The sequence below is a fragment of the Sphingomonas cremea genome (assembly GCF_021502585.1).
Classification (GTDB): Bacteria; Pseudomonadota; Alphaproteobacteria; order Sphingomonadales; family Sphingomonadaceae; genus Sphingomicrobium; species Sphingomicrobium cremea.
Map to the genome: position 1 here is coordinate 174,699 of NZ_JAKFGM010000003.1, position 26,791 is coordinate 201,489.

25 protein-coding genes are annotated in these 26,791 nt (G+C 63.2%); 6 read left to right on the plus strand and 19 right to left on the minus strand.

Features of this window, described 5'->3' with window-relative positions:
- The first annotated feature begins 33 nt into the window (after nucleotides 1-33).
- The gene (sppA, locus tag LVY65_RS11110) at nucleotides 34-1,905 is read left to right on the plus strand and encodes a signal peptide peptidase SppA (RefSeq protein WP_235068310.1); all 1,872 of its coding nucleotides are present in this window, start codon (nucleotides 34-36) and stop codon (nucleotides 1,903-1,905) included.
- Here the strand turns inward: sppA and LVY65_RS11115 are convergent.
- From LVY65_RS11115 to mdh, 6 genes are all read right to left on the minus strand, one after another.
- Nucleotides 1,892-2,641 (minus strand): PepSY domain-containing protein, encoded by a 750-nt coding sequence (locus tag LVY65_RS11115; protein ID WP_268828742.1) that lies wholly within the window; start codon nucleotides 2,639-2,641, stop codon nucleotides 1,892-1,894. The two genes, sppA and LVY65_RS11115, sit on opposite strands and share 14 nt — an antisense overlap.
- Nucleotides 2,642-2,794: 153 nt before the next feature.
- The gene (gene lpdA, locus LVY65_RS11120) at nucleotides 2,795-4,186 is read right to left on the minus strand and encodes a dihydrolipoyl dehydrogenase (protein WP_235068312.1); all 1,392 of its coding nucleotides are present in this window, start codon (nucleotides 4,184-4,186) and stop codon (nucleotides 2,795-2,797) included.
- A 12-nt stretch (nucleotides 4,187-4,198) separates the two neighbouring features.
- Complete coding sequence (odhB, locus tag LVY65_RS11125) at nucleotides 4,199-5,506, minus strand: 2-oxoglutarate dehydrogenase complex dihydrolipoyllysine-residue succinyltransferase (RefSeq protein ID WP_235068313.1); 1,308 nt, start codon at nucleotides 5,504-5,506, stop codon at nucleotides 4,199-4,201.
- Between the two features lie 18 nt (nucleotides 5,507-5,524).
- Nucleotides 5,525-8,338: a 2-oxoglutarate dehydrogenase E1 component gene (locus LVY65_RS11130; protein ID WP_235068314.1), complete on the minus strand. Its 2,814-nt coding sequence runs from the start codon at nucleotides 8,336-8,338 to the stop codon at nucleotides 5,525-5,527.
- A gap of 8 nt (nucleotides 8,339-8,346) precedes the next feature.
- Nucleotides 8,347-9,231 carry a succinate--CoA ligase subunit alpha gene (sucD, locus tag LVY65_RS11135; RefSeq protein WP_235068315.1) on the minus strand — a complete coding sequence of 295 codons (885 nt, stop codon included), beginning with the start codon at nucleotides 9,229-9,231 and terminating at the stop codon, nucleotides 8,347-8,349.
- On the minus strand, nucleotides 9,228-10,190 hold the full coding sequence (gene mdh / locus LVY65_RS11140) for a malate dehydrogenase (protein WP_235068317.1): 963 nt from the start codon (nucleotides 10,188-10,190) through the stop codon (nucleotides 9,228-9,230). Before mdh ends, sucD begins: the two co-directional genes overlap by 4 nt.
- A 174-nt stretch (nucleotides 10,191-10,364) precedes the next feature.
- Between mdh and LVY65_RS11145 the strand changes: the two genes are divergently transcribed.
- Nucleotides 10,365-10,730, plus strand: coding sequence for a hypothetical protein (locus LVY65_RS11145; protein WP_235068318.1), 366 nt, complete (start codon nucleotides 10,365-10,367; stop codon nucleotides 10,728-10,730).
- A 57-nt stretch (nucleotides 10,731-10,787) separates the two neighbouring features.
- On the opposite strand, the gene LVY65_RS11150 is transcribed toward LVY65_RS11145, so the two are convergent.
- Together LVY65_RS11150 and LVY65_RS11155 are read right to left on the minus strand one after the other, a co-directional pair.
- A complete protein-coding gene (locus LVY65_RS11150) occupies nucleotides 10,788-12,227 on the minus strand; it encodes a M20/M25/M40 family metallo-hydrolase (protein ID WP_235068319.1) in 1,440 nt (479 codons plus the stop codon).
- A gap of 18 nt (nucleotides 12,228-12,245) precedes the next feature.
- On the minus strand, nucleotides 12,246-13,682 hold the full coding sequence (locus LVY65_RS11155) for a M20/M25/M40 family metallo-hydrolase (protein ID WP_235068320.1): 1,437 nt from the start codon (nucleotides 13,680-13,682) through the stop codon (nucleotides 12,246-12,248).
- A 97-nt stretch (nucleotides 13,683-13,779) separates the two neighbouring features.
- Here LVY65_RS11155 and LVY65_RS11160 point away from each other — a divergent pair, with 97 nt between their 5' ends.
- Entirely contained in the window at nucleotides 13,780-14,316 is a 537-nt protein-coding gene (locus tag LVY65_RS11160; RefSeq protein ID WP_235068321.1) for a phosphatase PAP2 family protein, read from the plus strand.
- Here the strand turns inward: LVY65_RS11160 and zapE are convergent.
- From zapE to LVY65_RS11200, 8 genes are all read right to left on the minus strand, one after another.
- Entirely contained in the window at nucleotides 14,313-15,422 is a 1,110-nt protein-coding gene (gene zapE / locus LVY65_RS11165; RefSeq protein WP_235068322.1) for a cell division protein ZapE, read from the minus strand. The two genes, LVY65_RS11160 and zapE, sit on opposite strands and share 4 nt — an antisense overlap.
- Nucleotides 15,422-15,886, minus strand: coding sequence for a PaaI family thioesterase (locus tag LVY65_RS11170; RefSeq protein WP_235068323.1), 465 nt, complete (start codon nucleotides 15,884-15,886; stop codon nucleotides 15,422-15,424). Before LVY65_RS11170 ends, zapE begins: the two co-directional genes overlap by 1 nt.
- Entirely contained in the window at nucleotides 15,883-16,665 is a 783-nt protein-coding gene (locus tag LVY65_RS11175) for a succinate dehydrogenase iron-sulfur subunit (RefSeq protein ID WP_328282516.1), read from the minus strand. The genes LVY65_RS11170 and LVY65_RS11175 overlap by 4 nt, the downstream gene beginning before the upstream one ends.
- Nucleotides 16,666-16,791: 126 nt before the next feature.
- Nucleotides 16,792-17,574, minus strand: coding sequence for a bestrophin-like domain (locus tag LVY65_RS11180; protein WP_235068324.1), 783 nt, complete (start codon nucleotides 17,572-17,574; stop codon nucleotides 16,792-16,794).
- A 24-nt stretch (nucleotides 17,575-17,598) separates the two neighbouring features.
- The gene (locus tag LVY65_RS11185; RefSeq protein ID WP_235068325.1) at nucleotides 17,599-18,789 is read right to left on the minus strand and encodes a patatin-like phospholipase family protein; all 1,191 of its coding nucleotides are present in this window, start codon (nucleotides 18,787-18,789) and stop codon (nucleotides 17,599-17,601) included.
- Nucleotides 18,790-18,924: 135 nt separating this feature from the next.
- The gene (locus LVY65_RS11190; protein WP_235068326.1) at nucleotides 18,925-19,443 is read right to left on the minus strand and encodes a DUF4136 domain-containing protein; all 519 of its coding nucleotides are present in this window, start codon (nucleotides 19,441-19,443) and stop codon (nucleotides 18,925-18,927) included.
- Nucleotides 19,444-19,523: 80 nt separating this feature from the next.
- The gene (locus LVY65_RS11195; RefSeq protein WP_235068668.1) at nucleotides 19,524-19,982 is read right to left on the minus strand and encodes a peroxiredoxin; all 459 of its coding nucleotides are present in this window, start codon (nucleotides 19,980-19,982) and stop codon (nucleotides 19,524-19,526) included.
- A complete protein-coding gene (locus tag LVY65_RS11200; RefSeq protein WP_235068328.1) occupies nucleotides 19,972-22,668 on the minus strand; it encodes a bifunctional [glutamine synthetase] adenylyltransferase/[glutamine synthetase]-adenylyl-L-tyrosine phosphorylase in 2,697 nt (898 codons plus the stop codon). Before LVY65_RS11200 ends, LVY65_RS11195 begins: the two co-directional genes overlap by 11 nt.
- A 108-nt stretch (nucleotides 22,669-22,776) precedes the next feature.
- On the opposite strand from LVY65_RS11200, the gene LVY65_RS13250 reads away from it, so the two are divergent.
- Nucleotides 22,777-22,911 carry a hypothetical protein gene (locus tag LVY65_RS13250; RefSeq protein WP_268828743.1) on the plus strand — a complete coding sequence of 45 codons (135 nt, stop codon included), beginning with the start codon at nucleotides 22,777-22,779 and terminating at the stop codon, nucleotides 22,909-22,911.
- Nucleotides 22,912-22,915: 4 nt separating this feature from the next.
- Here the strand turns inward: LVY65_RS13250 and LVY65_RS11205 are convergent, their stop codons facing one another.
- From LVY65_RS11205 to LVY65_RS11215, 3 genes are all read right to left on the minus strand, one after another.
- Nucleotides 22,916-23,554 (minus strand): sigma-70 family RNA polymerase sigma factor, encoded by a 639-nt coding sequence (locus tag LVY65_RS11205; protein ID WP_408021990.1) that lies wholly within the window; start codon nucleotides 23,552-23,554, stop codon nucleotides 22,916-22,918.
- Nucleotides 23,555-23,637: 83 nt separating this feature from the next.
- Nucleotides 23,638-23,778, minus strand: a complete 141-nt coding sequence (locus tag LVY65_RS11210) for a hypothetical protein (protein WP_235068329.1) — start codon at nucleotides 23,776-23,778, stop codon at nucleotides 23,638-23,640.
- A gap of 87 nt (nucleotides 23,779-23,865) precedes the next feature.
- Nucleotides 23,866-24,666, minus strand: a complete 801-nt coding sequence (locus tag LVY65_RS11215) for a response regulator (RefSeq protein ID WP_235068330.1) — start codon at nucleotides 24,664-24,666, stop codon at nucleotides 23,866-23,868.
- Nucleotides 24,667-24,930: 264 nt separating this feature from the next.
- Here LVY65_RS11215 and LVY65_RS11220 point away from each other — a divergent pair, with 264 nt between their 5' ends.
- On the plus strand, nucleotides 24,931-25,176 hold the full coding sequence (locus tag LVY65_RS11220; RefSeq protein ID WP_235068331.1) for a NepR family anti-sigma factor: 246 nt from the start codon (nucleotides 24,931-24,933) through the stop codon (nucleotides 25,174-25,176).
- A 75-nt stretch (nucleotides 25,177-25,251) separates the two neighbouring features.
- Nucleotides 25,252-26,745 (plus strand): sensor histidine kinase, encoded by a 1,494-nt coding sequence (locus LVY65_RS11225; RefSeq protein ID WP_235068332.1) that lies wholly within the window; start codon nucleotides 25,252-25,254, stop codon nucleotides 26,743-26,745.
- The last annotated feature ends 46 nt before the right edge of the window (nucleotides 26,746-26,791 follow it).

Sequence of the window (26,791 nt, forward strand, 5' to 3'; positions counted from 1 at the left end):
GGGACGCAATGAGTTGCGAGGAGTGACGGCAAGATGCGGTTCGTAAAGGCCATCTGGAAGCTGCTGGTGGGCATCAAGGACATGTTGGTCCTGCTGTTCATGCTGATGTTCTTCGGACTGCTCTACGCGGCGCTCTCGGCCCGTCCGGCCGTAATCGGCGACGGTGTCCTGGCCATGGACCTTGACGGTGTCCTGGTGGAGCAGGCGGAACGGCCTGACCCGGTCTCGGTCCTCGCCGGCGCCGGAAACATCACTCGCGAATTCGAATTGAAGGACCTCGTCGCCGCGCTCGACACCGCCAAGGACGATGACCGGGTGAAGGCCATCGCGCTCGATCTCGACGGCTTCCTTGGCGGCGGACAGCCGGCGCTGGCAGCGCTCGGTGAAAAGCTCGACGAGGTGAAGAAAAGCGGTAAGCCGGTCCTTGCCTTCGCCACCGGTTACACCGACGACCGCTACCAGCTTGCCGCCCATGCCTCCGAAATCTGGATGCCGGCGATGGGCGCGATTGCAGTCACAGGTCCAGGAGGAAATAACCTTTATTTCAAGGGATTACTCGACAAACTTGGGGTGACGGCGAATATTTATCGGGTCGGCACTTACAAGTCCGCGGTCGAACCGTTCATTCGCAACGACATGTCACCCGAAGCGCGCGAGAACGCGCAGGCGCTGGGCGACGCGCTGCTCGAGACCTGGCGTGAAGATATCGGCCGCGGTCGCCCGGCCGCGGTAGCGGGGCTCAATCGCCTGCTGTCCGATCCGGTTGGAGTAACCAAGGCCGCTAATGGCGACCTTGCCAAGGCGGCGGTCGACCTAAAGCTGATCGACAAGATCGGCGAGCGTCGAGCGTATGAGGCACGGCTGGCGGAACTTGGCGGCGAGGATGCGGACAGCACCCACGGCTACAAGCGGATCAGGCTGCATGCATATGAGGAGCAGGCGGTCGATATCCAGGAAGGACCGATCGGCGTGGTCACGATCGCCGGCGAAATCGTTGACGGCAAGGCCCGCGCCGGTCGCGCCGGCGGTGAGACCATTGCGCGCATCATCGAAAAGGGGCTGGCCAAGAATAACCTGAAGGCGCTGGTCGTGCGTGTCGACAGCCCAGGCGGCTCAGTAATGGCTTCTGAACGGATCCGGCAGGCCCTGCTGTCAGCCAAGGAGCAGAAGATTCCGGTAGTCGTCTCGATGGGCAGCGTCGCCGCCTCGGGAGGTTATTGGGTTTCGACTCCGGGCGACTTCATCTTCGCCGAGCCGTCGACCATCACCGGATCGATCGGCGTATTCGGCGTCCTGCCGAGCTTCGAGGGCACGCTTGCCAAGCTCGGCATCGGCGCAGACGGCATCAAGACCACTCCCCTTTCGGGCGAGCCCGACCTGCTGAAGGGACCGTCCGATGCAGCCGATGCCCTGATCCAGGCCGGAGTCGATCAGGTTTACCGCAAATTCCTGGGTATCGTAGCCGCGGCACGGCACAAGACCCCGGCCGAAGTCGACCGCATCGCCCAGGGTCGCGTTTGGGACGGCGGAACGGCGCGGCAACTTGGGCTGGTCGACGGCTTCGGCGGGATGGACGAGGCCGTGGCCAAAGCAGCCGAACTCGCCAAGCTGGGCAAGGGCGAGCGAGGCCTCACCTATCTGGAGAAGGAACCCGCATTCGGCGATACGTTGATGGCGGCCATCGCTGACGAAGGAGAGTCCAACGAATCTCCGCCCTCCGATGCGTTTGCAACGCTCGCGCCGGCGCCGGAGGGCCTGTTAGCCCGGGCCATCTCGGAAGTGCGGTCGATCCTTTCAGGCCCGACGATCCAGGTACGTTGCCTTGAATGCCCGCCGCCGGCAGCCGCCCCGCGGCTTAGCGAGGAAGACCGGGGCTGGCTGGCGCGCTGGCTCAGCTGGAGCTGACGCCTTTCCCTTTCCCGTTGCCGTTGCCGTTGCCGTTGCCGTTGCCGTTGCCGTTTTTGCCGTTTCGGCGGCGGATGGTCATCGGCAGCAAGGTCAGTGCCAATAGTACCATTCCAAGCGACAGGGCCGCGAAGGTCACGACCCATGGATTGCTGGTCTCTTCCCGCCCCTGCAAGTCCATGATGTGCAGGCCCCACATCAGGTCGTAGAGGCGCCACCAGCGGGTCCGCTTGGCGACGATCTCGCCCGAACCACCGTCCAGATAGAAATGGGTATCGTCGCTCATCCGGACGCGCCAACCGTCCATTGCGCGGCGAAGCTCGAGCGGCGGGCTGTCGGCGGCGACCCGGCTGGTTTCAACCACTTTCGCGGTTCCAGTGTAGCGCGCCATTACCTCGCGGGCGGCATCGGCCGCACCGAGCGGCGGCAGCAATTGCCCGGTCGCGGGATCGGCCAGGCGGCTACCGCCGTCGGCGAATTCAATCTGCCAGCGCGGGCCGGCAGCCAGCGACTTCAGCGACAGCGAGGCGACTTGCCGGCCCTCGATCCGAGGTGCGATGGGCGGCGTTGCTAGCGAAATGAGCTTCGACGGCGCGATCAGGTCGGTGCCGCGCACCTCGTCGATCGGCTTGGCAACCATCACCAGGCCCGACACGGTCCAAAACAACATTGGCAAACCGACCAGCCAGCCTAGCCACACGTGCCAGCGGCGAAGCCTCGAACGAACAGCCCCCATCCCACTCTCCCGGTTACACGCCGAAACGAAGGTCTATCCGGTATCGGCAATGCCCCTGCCGCCGGCGACGAATCGGCAATGCCATTCTGCTAGCGGGGCGTCCGCCGCACGTCATGATTTTTATATAATTAGGGTTAATCCCTGTGCGCCTGCTTAGATATGGATCGGCTTTCCGGTCACCGCCATCGCCGCTTCCTTAAGCGCTTCGGAATGGGTCGGGTGGGCGTGGCAGGTGTAGGCGATGTCTTCGGACGTGGCGCCGAATTCCATCGCCTGCGCGGCCTGGGCGATCATCGTGCCCGCGACCGATGCGATGCACCAGACACCGAGCACGCGATCCGACTTCGCATCCGAGATGACCTTCACGAAGCCATCGGGCTCATGATTCGTCTTGGCGCGGCTGTTGGCAAGCATCGGGAATTTGCCGACCTTGACCTCGCCGCGCTCCTTGGCCTGCTCCTCGGTCAGGCCCACGCCGGCAACCTCGGGCATGGTGTAGACGACGCTTGGGATCACTTCGTGATTCACGATGCCCGTCAGGCCGGCGATATTTTCGGCGACCGCGATCCCTTCATCCTCAGCCTTATGGGCGAGCATCGGCCCGGGGATGACATCGCCGATTGCCCATATGCCCGGCACCGAAGTGCGGAATTCATGATCGGTTTCGATCTGGCCACGATTGTTGGGAGTAAGGCCAATCTTGTCGAGGCCAAGTCCCTCAGTGTTCGGGCGGCGGCCGATCGATACCAGCACGCAATCCGCCTCGATCGTCTCAACCGCGCCGCCCTTGGCGGGTTCAAGTGTCAGCGTGGCCTTGCCGCCGTTGACCTTCACGCCGGTGACCTTGGTCGAAAGCCTGAACTCGATCCCCTGCTTCTTGAAGATCTTGTTGCATTCCTTGCGGACGTCGCCGTCGAAGCCGGGCAGGATCTGGTCGAGGAATTCGACGCAGGTGACCTTGGCTCCAAGTCGCCGCCAGACCGAGCCAAGCTCCAGCCCGATCACGCCGGCGCCGATCACGACCATATGCTGAGGCACCTTGGGCAGCTCGAGCGCGCCGGTGCTGTCGACCACGACTTTCTGGTCAATCTCGACACCGGGCAGTTGGATGACGGACGAGCCGGTGGCGATGACGATGTTCTTTCCGGTGATGGTGCGGTCGCCAACTTTGACCGTGTTGGCGCCGGTGAAGGTGGCGTAGTCCTTCAGCCACTCGACCTTGTTTTTCTTGAATAGGAATTCGATGCCGCCGGTCAGCTGCTTGACCGCGTCCTTGCGCTGCCCGTGCATCGTGTCGAGATCGAGCTCCGGCTTCACCTTGATGCCGAGCTTGGCGAAGGAGCCATTGGCCGCGGCGTCAAAATATTCCGACGCGTGGAGCATCGCCTTGGACGGGATGCAGCCGACGTTGAGGCAGGTCCCGCCCAGCGTCTCGCGCCCCTCGGCGCAGGCGGTCTTAAGGCCGAGCTGTGCCGCGCGGATCGCGGCGACATAGCCGCCGGGACCGGAGCCAATGACGATTACGTCGTAGTCGAACTCGGCCATTCTCAAATTTCCTTAGAGGTCAATCAACAGGCGGGTCGGGTCCTCGATCGCTTCCTTGACGCGGACGAGGAAGGTGACCGCTTCGCGGCCGTCGATCAGGCGGTGATCGTAAGAGAGCGCCAGATACATCATCGGGCGAGCGACGATCTGCCCGTCCTTGACCACCGGCCGCTCCTCGATGCGATGCATTCCGAGCACCGCCGACTGCGGCGGGTTGATGATCGGGGTCGAAAGCAGGCTGCCGAACACGCCGCCGTTGGAGATGGTGAAGGTGCCGCCCTTCATGTCTTCGGCGGTCAGCGTGCCGTCCTTGGCCTTCTTGCCGAACGCGGCGATTGCCTGCTCGATTTTGGCGAAGCTCATGCTTTCCGCGTTGCGGACGACGGGCACCACCAGCCCCTTGGGCGCGGACACCGCGACCGAGACGTCGAGATAATCGTGATAGACGATCTCGTCGCCCTCGATCCGGGCGTTGACGGAGGGCACGTCGCGCGCCGCGAGCGCCACGGCCTTTACGAAAAAGCCCATGAAGCCAAGGCGGATGCCGTGCTTCTTCTCGAACGGGTCCTTGTAGCGGGCCCGCGCGTCGATCACCGCCGACATGTCGACGTCGTTGAAGGTCGTGAGCAGCGCAGCGGTGTTCTGCGCTTCCTTGAGGCGGGTCGCGATGGTCTGGCGGAGGCGGGTCATCTTGACCCGCTCTTCATGACGCTCACCGGTGATCCTGGCGGGCTGAGCGGCTGGTGCGGCGGCAGCAATTGGCGCCTTCACCTCGGGCTCATGCACCGGCGCCGGCGCGCCTTCTTTCGCCTTCGCCGCCAGCAGCACGTCGTCCTTGGTGATCCGGCCGTCCTTGCCGGTCCCGTGGATCTTCGACGGGTCGACATGAAGCTCCAGAACCGCGCGGCGGACCGCCGGCGACAGGGTCAGGTCGGCATGCTCGGCCGGAGCCGCCTCATGATCTTCACGCAGCGCCGGGTTCTCGCCGGCGCCGACAGGATTGACCGGAGTTCCGGCAACCACAGTCTGCCCGTCGCCCGTCTTCGCCCCGGCGGCGGGCGCTGACGGCGCCGCGGTAGCGACACCTTCACCGATGCGGGCGATGACCGCGCCGACTTCGACCGTGTCGCCCTCCGCGAAAAGCTGTTCCGAGAGCGTGCCCGCGACCGGCGAGGGTAACTCCACCGACACCTTGTCGGTTTCGAGGCTAGCGATCGGTTCGTCCACGGCGACCGCTTCGCCGGGCTTCTTCAGCCACTGGCCGATGGTCGCCTCGGTGATCGATTCGCCCAGCGTCGGGACCTTCACATCGGTGGCCATGAGTCGCGGTTTCTTTCCTTAACTGGCTTGTGCGGTTTGCGCGTTGCGGCTGCTATGCCCCAGCGCGTCGGCAATCAAGGCCGCCTGTTCGGCGGCGTGGCGCTTGGCAAGGCCGGTCGCCGGCGAAGCGGACGAGGCGCGGCCGGCGTAGCGGGCACGCATCCCGGCATGGCCCGCCGCGGCCAGGCAATCTTCCAGCTCGTCCTCGACGAAGTGCCAGGCTCCATTGTTCTTCGGCTCTTCCTGCGCCCAGACCAGCTCTTCGAGCCTGGGCATGGCCCTCAGCCGACTGACCAAAGGCTCCGACGGGAAGGGATAGAGCTGTTCGATGCGGATGATCTCGGTTGTCTGGTCACCTGCTGCATCGCGCGCTTCCATCAGCTCGTAACTGAGCTTGCCCGAACAAAGCACCGCCCGCCGCGTCTCGCCAGCCGCCGGGGGATTCAGGTCGCTAAGGATGCGATGGAAGTGGCCCTCGCCAATGAAATCGTCCTTGGTCGACACCGCCAGCTTGTGCCGCAGCAGCGACTTGGGCGTCATCATGATCAGGGGCTTGCGGAAATCGCGCAGCATCTGGCGGCGAAGAATGTGGAAATATTGCGCCGGCGTGGTGCAGTTGGCGACCTGGATATTATCCTCGGCGCAAAGCTGCAGATAGCGTTCGAGCCGCGCAGACGAGTGCTCCGGGCCCTGTCCTTCAAAGCCGTGCGGCAGCAGCAGCACGAGTCCGCTGGCGCGCAGCCACTTGGCCTCACCGGCGGCAATGAATTGGTCCATGATCGTCTGCGCGCCGTTGGCGAAGTCGCCGAACTGTGCTTCCCACAGCACCAGCGCGCGCGGATCGGCCTGCGAATAGCCATATTCGAAGCCGAGCACGCCGAATTCGCTCAGCGGGCTGTCGAGCACTTCGAACCAGGGCTGCCCGGCGGCGTCGCGCTTGGTGCTTAGCGGAACATATTTCTCGCCGGTCGCCTGATCCGTCCACACCGCATGGCGCTGGCTGAACGTGCCGCGGCCGCTGTCCTGGCCCGAGAGGCGTACGCGGTAATCCTCCTCGACCATGCTGCCATAGGCCAGCGCCTCGGCCGTCGCCCAGTCGATCCCCTGACCCTCGTCGAGCGCCTTTTTCTTGGCCTCGAGGATGCGGGCCAGCGTCTTGTGCACGTTGAAGCCTTCGGGAACCGTAGTCAGCAGCTGCGACAGCCGGGAATATTGGTCTTCCGGGATGGCGGTGTTGACGTTGCGGCGCGCGTCAACTGGCTCGCCCGGAATTCCGAGCCCTTCCCAACGGCCGGAGAACCAGTCGGCCTTGTTGGGGAGGTAACTGGCGCCCGCCTGAAACTCGGTCTCGAGATGCTGGACGAAGGCGGCAGTGGCGTCGTCGATCCACTGCTGGTCGACCACGCCCTCGGCGATGAGCCGCGCGCCATAAAGCTGGCTTACAGGCGGGTGCTGCTTGATCGCCGCATACATCAGCGGCTGGGTGAAGCTCGGCTCGTCGCCTTCGTTATGGCCGAACCGGCGATAGCACCACATGTCGATGACGATGTCGCGGTTGAACGCCTGGCGGAACTCAATCGCCAGCTTGCAGCAGAAAGTGACCGCCTCCGGATCGTCGCCGTTAACGTGCAGGATCGGCGCCTGGACCGACTTGGCGATGTCCGACGGATAAGGCGAGGAGCGCGCGAACTGCGGCGAGGTCGTGAAGCCGACCTGGTTGTTGATGACGAAATGGATCGTCCCGCCGGTCTCGTATCCGGGCAGGCCTGAGAAGCCGAAACATTCGGCGACGATTCCCTGCCCGGCGAAGGCGGCGTCGCCATGCAGCAGCAACGGCAGGGCGGTATCGCCCTCGACATCGCCCTTGCAGGTCTGGACTGCGCGGACCTTGCCCAGCACGACCGGATCGACCGCCTCGAGGTGCGATGGGTTGGGCAGCAGCGACAGGTGCACCTTGTTGCCGTCGAACTCCCGGTCGGTCGACGTGCCGAGGTGATATTTGACGTCGCCCGATCCGCCGACGTCGGCCGGGTTGGTCGCACCGCCCGCAAATTCGTGGAAGATGGCGCGATATGGCTTGCCCATCACGTTGGAGAGGACGTTCAAGCGCCCGCGGTGGGCCATGCCGATGGCGATCTCCTTGACGCCATATTGGCCGCCGTACTTGATCACCGCTTCCAGCGCCGGGATGGCGCTTTCGCCGCCGTCGAGCCCGAACCGCTTGGTGCCGACATATTTCCTGGCAAGGAATTTTTCCCACTGCTCGCCGTGGATGACCTTCTCCAGGATCGAGCGCTTGCCCTCCGGTGTGAAGTGAATTGCGGCGTCCTTGCCCTCCATCCGGTCCTGAAGGAAGCGGCGCTCCTCCAGGTCGTTGATGTGCATATATTCAAGGCCGACGGGCCCGCAGTAATTGGCCTGCAGCACCGGAAGGATCTGGCGCACTGAGGCATATTCGAAGCCCAAGGTGCCGGCGAGGTAGATCTTCCGATCCAGGTCGGCCTCGGTGAAGCCGTGATAGGCCGGCGTAAGGTCGGCCGGCAGTTCGCGCTGGGTGAGGCCGAGCGGATCGAGATTGGCGGCAAGATGCCCACGCACCCGATAGGTGCGGATCAGCATCATCGCCCGGATGCTGTCGTCGGCAGCGCGGCGGATGGCAGCTTCGTCGGTGACGCCGGTGGCGGCGATCGTCGCTTTCGCCTTTTCCGCGATCTTCTCAATCGTCGCTTCGGTCGGATCGAGGCCAAGGTTTACGGGGTCGAGTTCGGTCAACGGCCAGTTCGGCCGTGCCCAGCTTGGGCCCTGCTCGCGGTCGATCGACATCGAATCCATGTGGTACGTCAGCCTTTCAGCAGCTCCGTGAGGGTAGTGCCCAACTCAGATGGGCTCTCAGCGACGCGGATTCCAGCCGCCTCCATCGCCGCGATCTTGTCTTCGGCTCCGCCCTTGCCGCCCGAGACAATCGCTCCGGCATGACCCATGCGCCGTCCCGGAGGGGCAGTCCTGCCGGCGATGAAGCCGACCATCGGCTTCTTGCGGCCGCGCTTCGCCTCGTCAGCGATGAACTGTGCGGCGTCTTCTTCGGCGCTGCCGCCAATCTCGCCGATCATGATGATCGACTTCGTCTCGTCGTCGGCCAGGAACAGCTCGAGCACGTCGATGAAGTTGGTGCCGTTGACCGGATCGCCGCCAATTCCGACCGCGGTGGTCTGGCCGAGACCCTCGTTGGTCGTCTGGAACACCGCTTCATAGGTCAGGGTGCCTGAGCGCGAGACCACGCCGACGCTGCCCTTTTTGAAGATGTTGCCCGGCATAATGCCGATCTTGCACTCGTCGGGGGTCAGTACGCCCGGGCAGTTGGGCCCAATCAGCCGCGACTTGGAGCCGGAGAGCGCGCGCTTCACCCGGACCATGTCGAGCACCGGAATGCCCTCGGTGATGGTGACTATCAGCGGCACTTCGGCGTCTATCGCCTCGCAGATCGAGTCCGCAGCGAAGGGCGGCGGAACATAGATCACCGACGCGACGGCGCCAGTAGCCTCGACCGCTTCGCGAACCGTGTTGAACACCGGCAGGCCAATGTGGGTCCGGCCGCCCTTGCCGGGCGTGACGCCACCGACCATCTGCGTCCCGTACGCCAGCGCCTGCTGCGTATGGAACGTACCGGTCTCGCCGGTCATCCCCTGCGTGATGACCTTGGTGTTCCTGTTGACGAGGATGCTCATGCCAGCGAGCCGTCGATCGCCTTGCACGCCACCAGCAGTTCCTTCACCGCATCGACGCTGACCTGGAAATTGCCTTTCGCCTCCTCGTCGAGGGCGATTTCGATCACTTCCTCGACGCCGCCCGCGCCGATCACGGTCGGAACGCCAACGTAGAGGCCATCGAGGCCGTACTTGCCATCGACAAAGACCGCGCAGGGCAGGATGCGCTTCTGGTCGCCGAGATAGGCTTCGGCCATCGCAATCGCGCTGGTCGCGGGAGCGTAATAGGCGCTGCCGGTCTTCAGCAGCGCGACGATCTCGCCGCCGCCGCCGCGGGTGCGCTTGACGATCTCGTCGATGCGCGCCTTGGACGACTTGCCCATCTTGACCAGGTCGTCGACGGGAATGCCCGAAATTGTGGTGTAGCTGGTGACCGGGACCATCGTATCGCCGTGGCCGCCGAGCACGAATGCGTTCACGTCCTTGACGCTGACCCCGAATTCCCAGGCTAGGAAGGTCGCGAAGCGCGCGCTGTCGAGCACGCCGGCCATGCCGACCACCTTGTTGTGCGGCAGGCCGGAGAATTCGCGCAGCGCCCAGACCATCGCGTCGAGCGGGTTAGTGATGCAGATGACGAAGGCATCGGGGCAATGCTGCTTTATGCCCTCACCCACCGCCTTCATCACGCCGAGGTTGATGCCGAGCAGATCGTCGCGGCTCATGCCCGGCTTGCGCGGCACGCCGGCGGTGACGATCACCACATCGGCGCCGGCGATGTCGGCATAATCATTGGTGCCCTTGATGCTGGCGTCGAAGCCTTCGATCGGGCCGCATTGCGACAGGTCAAGTGCCTTGCCCTGCGGAATGCCTTCGGCGATGTCGAACAGGACGATGTCGCCCATTTCCTTCTTCGCTGCCAAATGGGCGAGCGTTCCGCCGATCATCCCCGCGCCGATCAGCGCGATCTTCTTACGTGCCATTGAGGTTCCGGTCCCCTTGCTGAGCGTGTGAGCCCCGCCGCGGAAAAAGCGGCGGTGGATTTGGCGCGCGCTCTAGACCGGGAGTCGTGCCGGGGCAACCTTTCGCAGGCGCGGAAAACAAGGTGAACGGCCCGGTCATGGAGCATTCACGCGGATTCATGCATTGTATCGGGCATGAAACAGCTTCTCATCATTGCGGGCGTCGCGGCGCTCGCTTCGACCGCCCCGGCTTATGCCAAGCCCGATCATGCAAATCATGGCGGCCATGTCGGTTATGGCACCGGTGGCTGCCCGCCCGGCCTTGCCAAGAAGAACAATGGCTGTCTGCCGCCGGGCCAGGCCAAGAAGCTATATGGCGTCGGCTACCGCTTCGACCGCGGTTTCGCCGGCTGGACCCCTTACAACCAGATTCCCTACGATCTGAGGCGCCAGTACGGCCTCGATCCATATGGCCGCTACGTCTACGACCAGAACTACATCTACCAGGTCGATCCGACGACTTATGCCGTCAGCCGAGTATTGGATGCGATCCTGCACTAGGCGACCGAGTGCAACCGGCCGCTTGGGCCGCTCCGGGCTACCGGGGCGGCCCTTTTCTTACTTGGGACCCGCGAGCGCCTTCAGCACCGATTCCCAATGCAGCACGTCATCATACATGGCGCGAACCGGGATTCGTTCGTCGAGCCCGTGGGCGCGCTCGTCATCGGGCGATATGCCCCAGCTGCCATCGATGTCGTAGACCGGTATTCCCTTCGCCCGGAAGAAGCTGCCGTCGCTCGCCCCAGTCGACATGACCGGAAAGACATGCATTGCCGGCCCGTGGAACCGCTGGATCGATGCGGTGACCGCCTTGAGCACGTCCGGCCGCAACGGCGACGCCGGGGTGGGTAATCCGACGTAATTGGGATCCGGCTTCACCTCCACCTTTGAACCGACCAGCTGCTGAAGCTCCGCCTGGACATCGGTCGGCTGGACTCCGGGCATGATCCGGCAATTGACGGTCGCCTCCGCCGACTGCGGAAGGGCATTGTCGGCGTGGCCCCCTTTCAGCATCGTCGCAACGCAGCGGGTGCGGGTCAGACCAACCTCAAGCGGATTGGCCTCGATCTCGTCAGCCGCCGCGCCATCGTCGGGGTTGGCGAGCCAGCGGCGCATCGCCTGCCCCAGCGCGCTATCCCCCTCCTGCCTCGCCCGTTCTTCGAAATAGCCTCGGTTGGCGGGGTTCTGCATGGGCTGGAAGCGGTGCGCACGCAGCTTCTCGAGGGCGTCCGCGAGGTCGTAGATCGCATTGTCCGGCCGCGGCCGCGAACTGTGCCCGCCGGGGTTATGGGTGGTAAGGAAATAGGTCTGGAAGGTCTTCTCGGCCACCGAAATACCACAGCCGATTGGCTTGAAGTCGCGATCATAGGCGCCGCAGCCCCCATCGGCATTCAGGCCGAATTCGGCATCGGTCAGGCTACGCCAGTCGGACGCGCCCAAGGTCGCGCCAACGCCGCGGGTTTCCTCGTCGCCGCTGTAGAACAGGATGATGTCGCGGCTGGGCTTGAACCCTTCCGCCTTCAATTTCAGAACGGCCGTCGTCGTGGCGACGATTCCGTTCTTCATGTCCGACGCGCCCCGGCCGAGGAAATAGCCGTCCTGCTCCCGGAATTCGAATGGGTCGAATGTCCAATCCTCGCGCTTGGCCTCGACAACATCCATATGACCCAGGACCAGCATCGGCTTTTTCGTCGGATGGGCAGAGCGCCAACGAACGATCAGCGCCGCGGTCTTGTCTCCCGGCAGCGCCTCATAGGGCATGATCTTGATATCGTCGTCCGGGATTCCGGCCGCCCGGAACCGGTCGGCAAGCAACTTGGCCATGCGCGGCACTTCGCCGCGATTATGCACCGTCGGGATTTCGATCACTTCCTCGAACAATGTGCGGGTCTTTGCCTGCCAGGCGGGATCGAGCTTGGTCGGCACCGTCCGGGGATCGACAGCCGCGACGGCGGCGGTCGAAAGGCAGGCGAGCAGGATCGCAGCGAAATGGCGCATGGTATTCACTCCCAGAATTTACTTGCCGGCCAGATCGCGCAGCATCAGCTGCCAATGAACGACATTGTCGTAAAGCGACTGAACCGGCAGCCGCTCGTCCTTGCCGTGGGCGCGAAAATCGACCGGAACGATCACCCAGCCGCCGTTGGTGCCATAGACCGGGATCCCGGCAACCCGGAACGGTCGCGCGTCGCTGGCCCCGGTCGACATTTCGGGAAACACCGGCATGCCCGGATGAAGCGTCTGCACTGCCTTGGTGTAGGCATTGGTCACGTCGGGCCGCAGCGGTGAGGCGAGCGAGGCGACATAATCGTCGTTTCGGGTCACAACCACTTCAGGGTCGGCGACCACGCGTTGCAGCTCATCCTTGATGGCATTGGGATCGACGCCGGGGAAGATGCGACAATTGATCATTGCGGTCGCCAGCTGCGGCAGCGCATTGTCGGCGTGGCCGGCAAACAGGCGGGTCGGGACGCAGCGGGTGCGGGTCAGACCCACCTCGATCTCGCTGGCCTCGATGGCATCGGCCGCCGCCCCGTCTTCGGGGTTGGCCAGCCATGCGCGCATCGCTTGGCCGAGCGCGCTATCGCCCTCCATCTTCGCCCTGGCGGCGAAATAGGCGCGGGTCGTTTCGCTCAGCATTGGCGTGAAGCGATAAGCCTCGATCTTGTCGAGAGCGTGGGACAATTCGTAGATCGCATTGTCCTTGCGCGGCTTCGACGAGTGGCCGCCCTTGTTGCGGACGGTCAGCGTATAGCCGGCAAAAGTCTTTTCCGCGGTCTGCATGGTGAAGCCGACCATCGACCCGTCCGGCGCGAAGCCGCCGCCGCCGCCATCCGCGTTGAGGCCAAATTCGGGATTGCCGAGCAACTCGCGCCATTCGGACGCGCCCTTGGTGGCGCCGATGCCGTTGGTTTCCTCGTCGCCGGTAAACAGGACGACGATGTCGCGCTTCGGTTTGAAGCCGGCGGCCTTCAGGTCGATCATCGCGCGGGTGATGCCGACGATGCCGTCCTTCATGTCGATCGTGCCGCGGCCATAATAATAGCCGTCGCGCTCGGTCAGGACGAACGGGTCGGTGGTTGAGTCTTCGCGCTTGGCTTCGACCACATCCATGTGACCCATCAACAGGATCGGTCGGCCGGTCGGCTTGCCTGCCGCCCGCCAGCGAACGATTACCGCAGCGGTTTCATCCTCCCCGGTCGTGGCGCTGCCGGTGTGATAGGGCATGACGTGCACATCGTCCGCGGGAAAGCCCGCGGCCTTGAACTGGTCGGCGACATATTGCGCCATTTCAGGCGTGCGGTGGCGGCCGATGACCGTGGGTATGTTGATGACATGTTCAAACATGTCGTGGGTCGCGGCGCGCTGGGCCGCCGTGAGGTTGGGCTTGGCGGGCGCGGCGACAGCAGCGGTTGAAGCGGTGGCGAGCAAAACGGCAGAAAGCAGGCGCATGAATATCCCCTCATTTGAATTTGGCGTGACGCTAGGCCGCATGCGGCACCCGTCAAGCCATTTGGCGCGCCGTTTGTCGAAGAGTAGGGTTTGGATAATGCGACGACTCATTGTCCTGTCCGCCTGCGCCATGCTGGCCCTGCCCTCGCCAGCCCATGCCGGCGACAAGGGCTGGGCAACGGCCAGCGATATCGGCCGCGATGGTTTGGTCGTGGTCGCGTTGGGCTTGCCCGCAGTCGAAGGCGACTGGAGCGGCGCGAAGCAAGCCGCCTTCTCGCTTGGCGCCACGGCCCTGGTCACCACGGCGCTCAAGGAAGGCATCTCCGAGGAGCGACCCGACGGAAGCAACAACAAAAGCTTCCCCTCCGGTCACACCTCGGTGAGCTTTGCGGCCGCCGCGACCTTGCACAAAAGGCAGGGATGGGAGGTGGGCGTGCCAGCCTATGTCGTTGCCACTTTCGTCGGCGTAGCGCGGGTCAAGGCCGACAAGCATTTCGTCCATGACGTGGTCGTCGGCGCGGTAATCGGCGAAGCGGCCGGATGGCTGCTCACCAGCCGCAAGAATGAAAAGGTCCGGTGGCTTCCCTGGGGCGACGCTCATGGCGGCGGGGTCGACGTCGCGATTCACTTCTAATCGTCGACGTGAGTGCCGTGCCCTTCGGCCAGATAGTCTGCGCTCTGCATTTCCTCGAGCCTGCTCGCCGTCCTGTCGAACTCGAATCGGCCGTCACCTTCAGGATACAGCCCTGACGGCTCGGCATCCGCCGCGGCGAGCAGCTTTACCCGATGCTCGTAGAGCGCATCGATCAGCGTCACGAACCGGGCCGCCTCGTTGCGCATTTCGCGCGTCAGCACGGGAATACCGACGATGATCACCGTGTGGAACCGGCGGGCGATGGCAAGATAGTCGGCTGCCCCGCGCGGTTCGCCGCACAGCCGCTTGAATGAAAAAACCGCCACGCCCTTAAGCGACTTGGGCACGTGCAGCGTCCGTCCGCCGCCGACGTCAAGTTCCTCGGTCGGAACATTGGCGCGGTCCTCGGGCGGATAGTCGGTCATCCGGAAGAATGCGTTGCTGAGCTTGGCCGTCGCCTCCGGCCCATTGGGCACGAGCCATGTTTCCAGCCCCTGCATGCGATCGAGCCGGTAGTCGGTGGGCCCGTTCAAAGGCAGCACGTCCATCCGCCGCTGGATCAGGTCGATGAAGGGCAAGAACAGCTCTCTATTGAGCCCGTCCTTGTACAGATCGTGCGGCGGCCGGTTGGAGGTGGTAACGATCGCCACACCTCTGTCGATAAGGGCAGTGAATAGACGCGACATGATCATCGCATCGGCGCTGTTGGTCACCATCATCTCATCGAAGGCCAAGAATTTGACTTCGTCGGCGATGTTGTCGGCGACGCGAACGACAGGATCGCCCTCCTCGCTTCTCCTGGCTTCGCGCAGGCGCTGATGCACCTCCAGCATGAAGGCATGAAAATGGGTCCGGCGCTTCGGCTCGATCGCAATATTGTCGAACGCCAGGTCCATCAGCATCGATTTGCCGCGCCCGACGCCGCCCCATAGGTAAACGCCGCAATGTCCATCGGCCTTCCCGAAAAGCCGCTTCAGTAATCCCCCCCGATTGGCGAGGGTCGAAGCCAACCGATCGAGTGCCTGGACGGCCTTTGCCTGGTCCGCGTCTGGCTTCAGCTCGCCGGCCGCGACCAGCGCGGCATAGGCCCTGCCTACTGGACCCATCAGTCCTTGGCCGGGCCGTTGGGCCGCGTCACCCGCTTCAGCGTACCGGTGAAGCTATGGGTCGGCTGCCCATCCTGCTCGCAATGGCCGGAGAGAAAAATGTGGCCGCCCTTGGTCTGGCCAACCAGGCGCACGACGGCGTCCAGCGGAACATCGATCCGCCCCCGGGCGATGAAATGGGTGGCGCAGTCGAGCGTCACATAATGACCCTCCGCCATGCCGGCGCAACGCCCGCCGGCGAATAGCGCCATATCGATGAAGCTCATTACGGCCCCGCCGTGGATCGACCCGCCCATGTTGAGATGCGATTCATTGGGGAACATGCGACAGCGCGCCTGACCCTCGCCATCGGGCTTGAACAATAGCCGCCCGGTCTGCGCCGCGAAGCTCCCACGTGGAAAATCGCCCCAGCTGTACCAACCGGGATTTTCGGGGTCTTCCTCGGCCCCAGACGGAAGCGTCAAGCCGCGCGCTCCGCGACCAGCTTCTTGGTCTCGGCAATCGCCTTGGCGGGGTTCAGGCCCTTGGGGCAGACATTGGCGCAGTTCATGATCGTATGGCAGCGATAGAGGCGGAACGGGTCTTCGAGCTGGTCCAGCCGCTCGCCCGCCGCCTCGTCGCGGCTGTCGGCCAGCCAGCGATAGGCCGCCAGCAAAATGGCGGGGCCGAGGAACTTGTCGCTGTTCCACCAGTAGCTGGGGCAGCTGGTCGAGCAGCAGGCGCAAAGGATGCACTCGTAGAGGCCATCAAGTTTGGCGCGATCCTCAGGCGACTGCAGCCGCTCCTTGCCGGACGGCTCGGGCGAGGCGCTTTTCAGCCACGGCTGGATCGAGGCATATTGGGCGTAGAAGTGGGTCATGTCTGGGACCAGGTCCTTGACCACTTCCATGTGCGGCAACGGCGTAATCTGAACCTCGCCGCCGATATCCTCGATCGCGGTCGTGCAGGCGAGGCCGTTCTTCCCGCCCATGTTCATCGCGCACGACCCGCAAATGCCTTCGCGGCATGATCGGCGGAAGGTCAGGGTCGGGTCGATCTCATTCTTGATCTTGATGATCGCGTCGAGGACCATCGGCCCGCATTTGTCGAGATCGATGGTGTAACGATCGTAGCGCGGATTGGCGCCGGTATCGGGATCGTAGCGATAAACTTTGAACGTCTTCAGCCGCTTGCCCTCTTCGGCCTTGTAGGTGCGGCCCTTCTTGTTGATCTTACTGTTCCGGGGCAGGGTGAATTCGGCCACGAGCGTCCTCGCTGATTTTGCGTTGCAGCGCCGCTATCACGCGGCGCGCAACGTTTCAAACGCCGAGTGGCCAATCAATGCCAGCTATGATCGGAAGACGGACGTTCGGCCGGCAGGCCGGATGCATCAGTTGCCCTCGTCCCGCAAAATCTGTCGGTCGAGCTGGTCGAAGTTCGAGGTCAGCTCTAAAAAGTCGCTGCTGGGTTCGCTCAAATTGCCTTTGAACGGCTTGTTGACGGTCAATATGAACAGGAAGACTAGGCCGAGCGTAATCGCGGTGCCCGAAATCATCATCAAATTATATCGGGTACGCGAAAATGCCGACGCATAGGCAATCGTCAGCGTCGATCCTACCAGGCCGACCAGCCAGAAAATCAACGGTATGCTGGTTTGGCTGGCGATGATTCTGTTTCGCCGGAAAACGACGAGGTCGTTGAGCTTGGAAAATGATTCCTGGTAAATGGCGCTGCTTCGGTTGTCATGGGGACCGATCCTCCCAAACTCCTCGAAAACCTCGCCTAACGCGTATTCGGTGGCGGCACTGCTCTTGCCTTCTCGAAGCAGTGGCCATTCGTCCTTGATGACGCTTTCGACGTAACTTCTCAGATCCTGCCGCGCCGCGAGCGTTTCGGGACCATAGGTAGACAGGTCGCGATATAGCTCCGCCGTCGTCGAGGCTTCTTGGTGGACCGCAACCTGCGCATCGGCGAAGTCCTGCCAGACGACGACCCCGGCGAAGGCAAGCATGATGCCTATATATGCGGCGACCACCTGCATCAGGTTGATCGCAACTTCCTTCTCTTCGTCCGTGGGTTTAAGGCGGAAGAGCAGCTGTAGGCCGACGCTGCTTCCAATCCCTATCGCCACCGACAGGCCAAGGACCAGGAGCGTCGATAGCCAGATCGGCATGCTGTAGAAGAAAGTGGCCATGGATTATTTGGCAGGCCCATACCCAGGCGGATATTTCAGCCACGGAAAGCCGTTGCGGGCCATTTGCAGCCCGCGGTCATATAATAGCCTCATGTAAACCGGGTCGAATTCCGACTTGCTCACGGCTTTGAAGTCGGCAGGAATGAGCGCCAGATTATAATCCAGCATGTCGCGCTGCGCGGTCAAATACATCCGCTGGAGGTCGCCGTTCCCCTGCGCGTGAATGATCGATGTAATGGCATTGGTCGCAATGCTCATCGTCTTGCGATCGACGTCGCCCCAGTCGGCATCCAGCTGTGCATTGCGAATGATATAGAGGGCCTCCGGGCGGTCGAAGCCCTCGGCCTTGGCGACGTCGTGCAGGTGGAAATTCGGAGGATAGATGAAGACCTGCGCCGTGGCGCCGCCATCGACATGCATCTCCTGATAATGTTTTCCCTCGACGGTGACGTCGATCATCATCGGCGGGAAAGCGCCCGGTATGGCTGCCGATGCTACCAGGACCTGGCGGAACAGGGTCAGCGCATCGGGATCGTTGCTGGCGGCGAGAGCGGTCATGTTCCAGACCACCGCATCGCGGGCGTCGAGATCGGTCGTTCCAACCAGCAGTAGCCGGCCCTTCTCATATTCGGCCGCGATCTCGGCCAGGAAGGCGGGGGTAATCAAGCGCTCGACCAGCTTTTGGAGGGGCTGCGTCGTGGCCATTGCGTCGCCCAGTATCCCGCTGATCATGCTCCGCTTTTTGTAGATCCCGGCGTCGGTCGTGTTGGTATAGACTTCCCGCAAAACCCCATCATATTTGGGCCCAAGGAAGGCGAAGGGCGCGGTAAGCGCACCGGTGCTTACCCCGGTAACCGTCTTGAATTCCGGCCGCCCTGCCCAGCCGGCGAGCAAGCCCGCCCCAAACGCGCCGTTTTCGCCGCCACCGGAGATTGCAAGGAAGGCCGCCGGCGGCATCGGCCCGGTGTGGCCCAGGCGCACAAGGTAACTGCGCTCCTTGAACATTGAAGCCAGATATTCGCGTGTGAATTCGTCGGCGTTCCGGCTTTCCACATAGCGGATATTGTCCACCATCGGTTGCGCGGCCGATGTCTGTGTCGAGGGCACAGCTGCTATCCGCTGGGGCGTGGTACACGCCACCAAAACAAGCGGTAAGGCGATCGCAGCAAGGGCAGTTCGCATAACGCTTGTCATGACGATGGCTCCTGTTTTTTCGCTGCAACACAGCGGCGCCGGACTAGGCGCATTGCGATGGCCCGCTGCAATTGCGGTTCGACAAGGGATGGAGGGCGGGAGATGTCGAGCCGATCCGGCAAGGGCTGCGCGCTGTTAAGGAGCCGGAGCGGGCGCTACTGCCGCAGTAGCCGGGAAGCTCTGCATAAGCTTCGCGATCGCGGCGTCGACCTTGGCCGGGTTCGGCTTGTCCGGATCGACGGTATCGCTGGCCTGGCCGTGCCAAAGCGCCTGCTTGGTCTTGGAATCGAACACGTCGAGCGACAATTGGCCCTGCGTATATTGATAGACGCTGGTCTGAAGCCCGAACCGGCCCCAGCTTTCGATATCGGTCTTTTGCTGCGCGCCTATCGTCACCGCCAGGCTAAGGTCGCCTGCGTCAGCCTTCTGATAGCCCTTTTGCGACAGCGCGGATTCGATATCGGCCAAAATTCGCTGATACATTACGGGGTTCATGCCGACGGGCGCCTCGGCGTTGACCCAGGAATAGCTGTGGTAGGCGCTGAAGTTGACGCCGGGCACGGCGTCGGTCGAAATTTTCGGCTTGGCCTGGATTTCCGCCGACATGATGAGCCCGCTCGCCAGGCCCACAATCAGTAAGAATTTGCTGCGCATTTTTTATGCTCCTGCCGTCAATCGACTTTGCAACAGCATGGCTGGGCAGGAGTCTATCGGGAGAAACCCCGGCAAGCTGCTCAGCCGGCGATGGCCGCTTTCAGCACTTCGGCCGCGTGTCCTGGTACTTTGACCTTACGCCACGACTTCACGATCCGGCCGTCGGCGGCGATCAGATAGGTCGCCCGCTCCATTCCCATATACTTGCGGCCGTACATCGACTTCTCGACCCAAGTGCCGAAGGTGTCGGACACTCGCCCGTCTTCGTCAGAGGCGAGCGGGACCTTGAGGTCGTATTTGGCGATGAATTTGTCGTGCTTCTTCATCGGATCGCGCGACAGGCCGACGACCTTTACGCCGGCCTTGGTAAAATCATCGGCCAGTTCGGTGAAATCCTGCGCCTCCTTCGTGCAACCCGAGGTATCGTCCTTGGGATAGAAATAGAGCACCAGCGGACGACCGGGTGCGCCGAGATTCACGGTCGTCCCATCACTCAGCGGTACGACCAGCGCCGGAACCTTGTTGCCATCACCCAACATCATTCGCTCCTTTTACCTTTGCCCAGCGGGACGCGATCCTCTGCCGCGCCGCATCGACGGCGGCAAGCAGTGACGACCAATCCTCATGGCCACATAGCGAAGCGACCAGCGCCTGCGACTGCTCGGCCGGTTCCATGCCCTTGCTGCCGACCAGCCTCAGCACAACCAGCATCCGGCTCAGTAATCGCAAATCCGGGTCGGCCCCGTCATCGATCAGCCCCGCGTCGACGAGCGCCTCCAGCGCCACTTCGAGCCGGGGGTCGAGACCGATGCGATGGGTCAGCTGGAGCGTGTGAACCGCGAACTCCAGATCGACCAACCCGCCCGGACCGAGCTTGATGTCGAGCGGCCCGGCGGGCGGTTTGTGCCGTGCCATCTCATCACGCATCGAAGCGGCATCGGCAAGGATTTTGGCCGGATCGGTTGCCGTTTGCAGGATCGCGCGGACGAGGTCGCGGACCTTGGTGCGCGCCGAGTCCGACCCCGTCAGCGGCCGCGCTCGGCACAGTGCCATATGCTCCCACGTCCAGGCCTCGGTCCGCTGATAGGCCTCAAACGCCTCCAGGCTTACTGCAAGCATGCCCTGAGCGCCCTGCGGCCTCAGGCGCGTGTCGACATCGTAAAGCGGGCCAGCAGCGGTCGGGGTGGCCAGCGCCGCGTTGATCCGGCTTGCCAAGCGATTGAAGTAATCGGTCGCAGGCAGCGACTTTGCACCGTCCGATTGTACTCCCGGCGGCGCGTCGAACAAATAAATGAGGTCGAGGTCGCTGGCATGGGTCAGCGCCCGTCCGCCCAGCCGACCGAGCCCAAGCACGACCAGTTCTCCGCCAGCTACCTTCCCGTGAGTTCGGGCGAATTCGCTCTCCACTCCCTCGGCAAGTGCGACAATCGCAGCTTCGGCGAGGTCGCTGTAGCCCTCCGCAATGACGATCGGGTCGCGGTGCGCGGCGAGCAATTGCACCCCAAGCGCGAAACGTCGCTCGCCGACCATCCGCCGGATATGATCGAGGGCGAGATCGAACGGTTCATCGCGTACGACCTTCAGGAATCGCTCGGCCAGCGCCACGGCGTCCGGCGGAGGGGCGAAGCTGGACTCGTCGATCAGCCCGTCGAGCAAGGTTGGCCGCCGTCCCAATTGCTCCGCCAGCGGCGGCGCATGTGCCAGGATCAGCGCCACCAAATCGGCCAACGGAGGCCGCGCGGCGAGGAGCCGGTAGAGGTTCACGCCGCTCGACAATTTATCGACGATATCGCTGAACCGATTGAGCGCCCGGATCGGCTCCGGCCCAGCCGCCACCGCGCGCATTAAGGTCGGCAGCATTTCCTCGAACGCGGCGCGTGCAGGCGGAGATCGCAACGACCGGGCGCGCCCTGATCGCCAGTCGCCGACCCGGCGGCATGCCTCCTCGACATCGATAAAGCCCATTGCGCCAAGCTCCGCGCGGAGGATGTCTGGGTCGTTCGACAGTCGCTCCTCGCGCTCCGACACCAGCCCGTCGAATTGCGTCCCAACCGCTTCGACGTGAGGAGCAAGCGCTTCGATCAGCTCGGCCCCGTTGCGATAGCCATCGAGGCGCGCCACCTCATCGAGCGCCTGCGCGTCGCTCGGCAGTCGATGCTCCTGACGATCGTCGATCATCTGGATGCGATGTTCTGCTGTCCGGAGGGCACGATATGCGTCACCAATCGCCTTGGCCACGCCGGGCTCGAGCCGCCCCGCCGAGGCCAGCTCATCGAGCGCATCGAGCGTCGCAGGCGCACGCAACGCCGGCTCTCGCCCGCCGTGGATCAACTGCTGGACTTGGGTGAAAAATTCAGCTTCGCGGATTCCACCCCGGCCGCGCTTCAGATCATAGCCGGGGCCGAACGCCTGGCCCTGGGCATAATGGTCGCGAATCCGCAGCGAGATGTCGCGGATTTCCTGGATTGCGCCGAAATCGAGCGCACGCCGCCAGATGAATGGGCTGATTTCGGCCAGGAATGATTGACCCAATGCGACATCACCCGCCGCCGCCCTGGCGCGGATGAATGCTGCACGTTCCCAGGGGAGTGCCGAACTTTCATAATAGCTGATGGCGGCGTCCGCCGGCAGGACGATGGGTGTTACCTCCGGCGAAGGCCGGAGCCGCATGTCGACCCGGGCGACATAGCCGTCATGGGTTCGCTGCTGCATCAGTTCGATGAACCGCCGGCCATAGCGGACCGCCGCCTCTCCAGGTTCATCGCGCGGCCGCCTTGGTAGAGTCTCCGGATCGAACAGCAGGACGAGGTCGACGTCCGAAGAATAATTCAGTTCGCCGCTGCCAAGCTTGCCGAGCGCGAGGATTGCCAGCCCGCGCGGCTCCTCGTCGGGCACCCGTTCGAGCATCGCCGTCCTTATCGCTTCGTCCATCGCGGCATCGGCGAAATCGGACAGGGTCGCCGTAACCCATTCCAGCGGCCGTTCGCCGCTGAGGTCGGCCAGCGCAACCGCAAGCGCAAGGGCATGACGGCGACGGCGCAACCGCTCGCCGACCGACCCGCCCTCGAGTGCGAGCGCCTGTGCGACCGCCGCCTCGCCGCCCTGCTCGACGAATGTTTTCGCAATATCGGGAAAGGCAGCAGCAGCGCTTTTCAAGAAGGGTGCATGCGCCTCGGCGCGGGCCAGCGCAGCGGCTCGGTCATCCGAAATAACTGTCACTGACATGAGACAGTCTTTGGCCGATTTCGACGAATTACGAAACCGCTTGCCTGTTCAAGCATTTATACATCGATGAATATTGAACGTCCCTTTTCTTTGAGGACGAACGGTTCGATGACTCGCACTACCAGTTGGACCGAACTTCCTCCCAGCCAAGCCGGCCTGGCCGCAGCCCTGCGCCGCGCTTTCGCGATGCCGGAGGACGAGACCGCGCGCAAGTTCGAGGAACTGCTCCACCGTCTCGGCTGAACCTTCAGCCGCGGTCGCGGCTGAGTTCGTCCACCTCGGCCATGATTTCCTGAAGTGCTGACTGATCCGGGTCGGTCTTATGCTGACGGCGCGATGGCAGCTTGCCGCCAGTCAGCAGCGCCTCGAGCGCCACCCGGCCGCGCGCCACCCGGCTCTTGATTGTGCCGACCGCACATCCGCAAATTTCCGCAGCTTCCTCATAGGCAAAGCCCCCTGCGCCGACCAGGATCAGCGCCTCGCGCTGCGGCTGGGGCAAGTGCAGCAAGGCACGCTGCATGTCGCCCAGTTCGACGTGGCGGTCCTGGCTGGCCGGTGCGGAAAGGATCTTCGCCGCGACGACATCGTCCCACTCGCCCTTGAAGCGAGCGCGGCGCATCTGGCTGAGGAAAAGATTGCGCAGGATGATGAAAGTCCAGGCCCGCATGTTCGTCCCGGCCTGAAAGCGCTTGCGAGCCGCCCATGCCTTGAGCAGCGTCTCCTGCACCAGGTCATCGGCAAGATCACGGCTACCCGACAACGAACGGCCAAAGGCGCGCAAATGCGGGATGACTTGCGCCAGCTGGACCTTGAACTCGTCGTCCGGCAGCGGCACCAGCTCGGCGCGCTCGACATCTGCTTCTTCGCTGTCCGGTCGATCAGTCAATGAATCCCGCCCCGTTTGGCCATCGGCAGAGTCGCCCGCCGCCGAACCATGATAGCCTTCGCTGCTACACATTGATGTAGGGCTTAGCGCGCAATGAACAATATAAGGGCGAAGATCCCGATTACGAGCAGCAGGCCGACCCCAAGCACGACGCGCGTGACATGAGGAGTGGCCCCAGCCCGTGCTTGGGTGGCCGTCAAATGTTCGGGCGATCCGTCCGTCATTCATTACCCCTGTCAGGAAATTCGGTTTCAGGCCCATAACGACGCGGGCTGCGACCTGTTCCCTGAAGGGTAGCCCTGCCGGAAAATCTAGGCAGCCGGAACGGTCGCGGCGTCGAAAAACAGCGCCTGGCTGATCGCCGCCTTCACTGTCGACCTTTGGAACGGCTTGGTGATCAGGAAGGTCGGCTCGGGCCTCGCCCCGGTCAGCAGCCGTTCCGGAAATGCGGTGATGAAGATCACCGGCACCGAGAATTCGGCAAGGATGTCCTTGACCGCATCGATTCCGCTGCTGTCGTCGGCCAGCTGGATGTCTGCCAGCACGAGTCCGGGCGGCGACTTCCTGGCTTGGGCGACCGCTTCGTCACGGGTCACGGCAACCCCGGTTACGTTGTGGCCGAGGTCTCGGACGATCGACTCGATATCCATGGCGATGATCGGCTCATCCTCGATAATCAGCACGTCGGCATGGGTTTGCCGTTCAATTTCGGCCATCGCCTCCGCGACCAGGCTTTCGACATCCTCAGGCGTGGCGTCGATCAGATAAGCTGTATCCTCGCTGGAGAAGCCCTCAAGGCTGGTAAGCAGCAGCGCCTGGCGAGAAAGCGGCGTGATCCGCGAAAGCCGGGCCTGGGCAATGCCCTCGGGTCCGCCAATTTCCATCGACGGTTCCTCACCTTCTTCGATGTTGGCGCTCGACCAGATGGCATGGAAGGTGCGGTAGAGTCCGAGGCGTGGATCAACGTCGCGCGGAAAATCGTCGGGCGAAGCGACGATCGTCTCCAGCGTCGCGCGGACGAATGCGTCGCCATGGACCTGGCTGCCCGTCAGGGCGCGCGCATAGCGGCGAAGGAAGGGAAGATGTGGTGCGAGTTCCTGGCCCAGCGACATAAAACGGTAGCTCCCCTAAAATTCTAAGATCGTTGCGCGCCCGTTTTGGGCGGGCCGTTGAAATGGTGCAAGCCTGTCGACTGTCGGAACGCGCCGTCTCAATGACGCAACACCCTTCGCCCCAAGTTTGCGAAAGGTGGAACAAAGGATAGGCGATTTGGTTTCCTCTCCCAACCTGCACTGCTCGTCGCATGGATTGACGGCACGAGCGGGCGGGCGATAGTGCCCTTGGCTCATCGGCGGCTTTTCGGAGCCCCGTTGGCTATGCGCCGAGTTTTAGAGTTGAAGAAGGATATGGCGCATATGCTTGCGCTCGAGGGGGACGAGAGGTTGAGTGGGACTCAAAAAGCCAATGGCAAACGCGAGCCATCCGGCTCCAACCCTCGTGACAGCAAGGCCCGCAAGGACCGCAAGGGAACCGTCGGGCGAGCGCTCCGGACGGTTTATGACGATATGCTGCGCGAAGAGGTTCCCAGGGACTTTCTGGACCTGCTGCGCAAGCTGGACTAATCCCATCGTTCGGATCCAGGTCGCCTGATGGAGCGCCGGCACTCCCTGTTGGAGCGCTGGCCGACAGGGGCCGTCATGCTTCTGCTTTTGACAGTGGCACTGCTGCCGCTGGGCTTGGTCCTCGCCTGGATCGCGCAGCAAAATGTAAGGGAAACCAACAGGGCGCTGGTCGAACGCGCTGACCAGCAAGGGCTGGTGGCATTCCAATCGATCGAAAGTCTTATTGCGCGCAATGCCCTGGCGCTTCGGATCGCGGCCAACGGTGCGCTGACCTATGACCGGGCCCAGCCTTGCGCCGCGGCGACCCGGTCCCTCGCGATCTCGCCCGCAGTCGCGACCCAGTTCCGCATACGCGACAGCAGCGGCAAGACGATTTGCACGGTCGGCCAGTTCAGGCCGGAACGCGACGATTTGCTGGTCGCCCCGGGCGACATCCGCATGTGGGTGTCCCCGCAAAACCTTGTCTCTTACCGCGTCGGGCTGGCCGGCGGGATGGCTACCGGCGTGCTTACGCCGGAAGAGCTTCGCAAGGCGGCGCTCGACGCGACCGGTGGACTTCGCGGGCTGACGATCAGCGATGGGGCAAATGAACTGTCGGTAATCAAAATGCCGACACCGGCCGCAGATGGACGCCTTGCCCATGAACGAACCTACGAGGTTGGCGACGGCCAGCTACACGTCCGGGCAGAGACGTCGGTTGAGAGTACAACCCTTCTCGACCAGATCGTCATGCTGTTGCCGGTGCTGATGTGGGTGGCCGCTACCCTGCTAAGCTGGCTGTTGGTTCGGCGATTGCTGCTTGTGCCGCTGGCCAGCCTGCAACGAGCAGTCAGCGAGTATCAGCCCGATGGCGAAGGCCTCGTCCTTCCGGCCAAGCTTGGTGTCGCATCCGAAATTCGCGAGCTAAGCGACGCCTTCGAGCGTGCTGTCGACCGCATCGAGGGCGCCGAGCGCGAGGCGGTCGTTGCCCTCGATGGCCAACGGCGGCTGGTCCGTGAAGTGCATCATCGGGTGAAGAACAATCTTCAGGTGGTTGCCTCGCTGCTCAGCATTCACGGCCGAAGCGCATCGAAGCAAGAGGCCAAGGATGCCTATTCTGCGATCGGCCGGCGAGTCGACGCTCTTTCGGTGGTTCATCGCCATCACTATGCCGAGTTGGAAGAAAATCGCGGTATCGCGCTTCGTCCCCTGCTGACCGAGCTGGCTGCTGACCTTCGCTCCAGCGCTCCGGCAGAGGCTCGCGGAATGCGCATCGAACTCGACTTGGACGCGCCATCGACAACCCAGGATGTCGCCGTCGCATCCTCTTTTCTTGTCACCGAAATCGTCGAATTCGCAATGCTTCGGCATCCCAACGACAGCATCGAGATTTCGCTGCGGCGCGAGGATGAGCTCACCGCCACTCTGGCCATATCATCATCGGTGTTGATTCCCGATGGCGCGCCGGACGATGTCGCCAAGCAGCAATTCGAGCGAATTGTGGAAGGACTGGCCCGCCAGCTTCGCTCTCCGCTCGATCGCAAACTGGGCCGCTACGCGGTCACTTTGCCGGTATTCCCAAAGGACTGACCGGCACCTGCAGAAAAATGCGACGAACCGTTGAATAAATTTCATT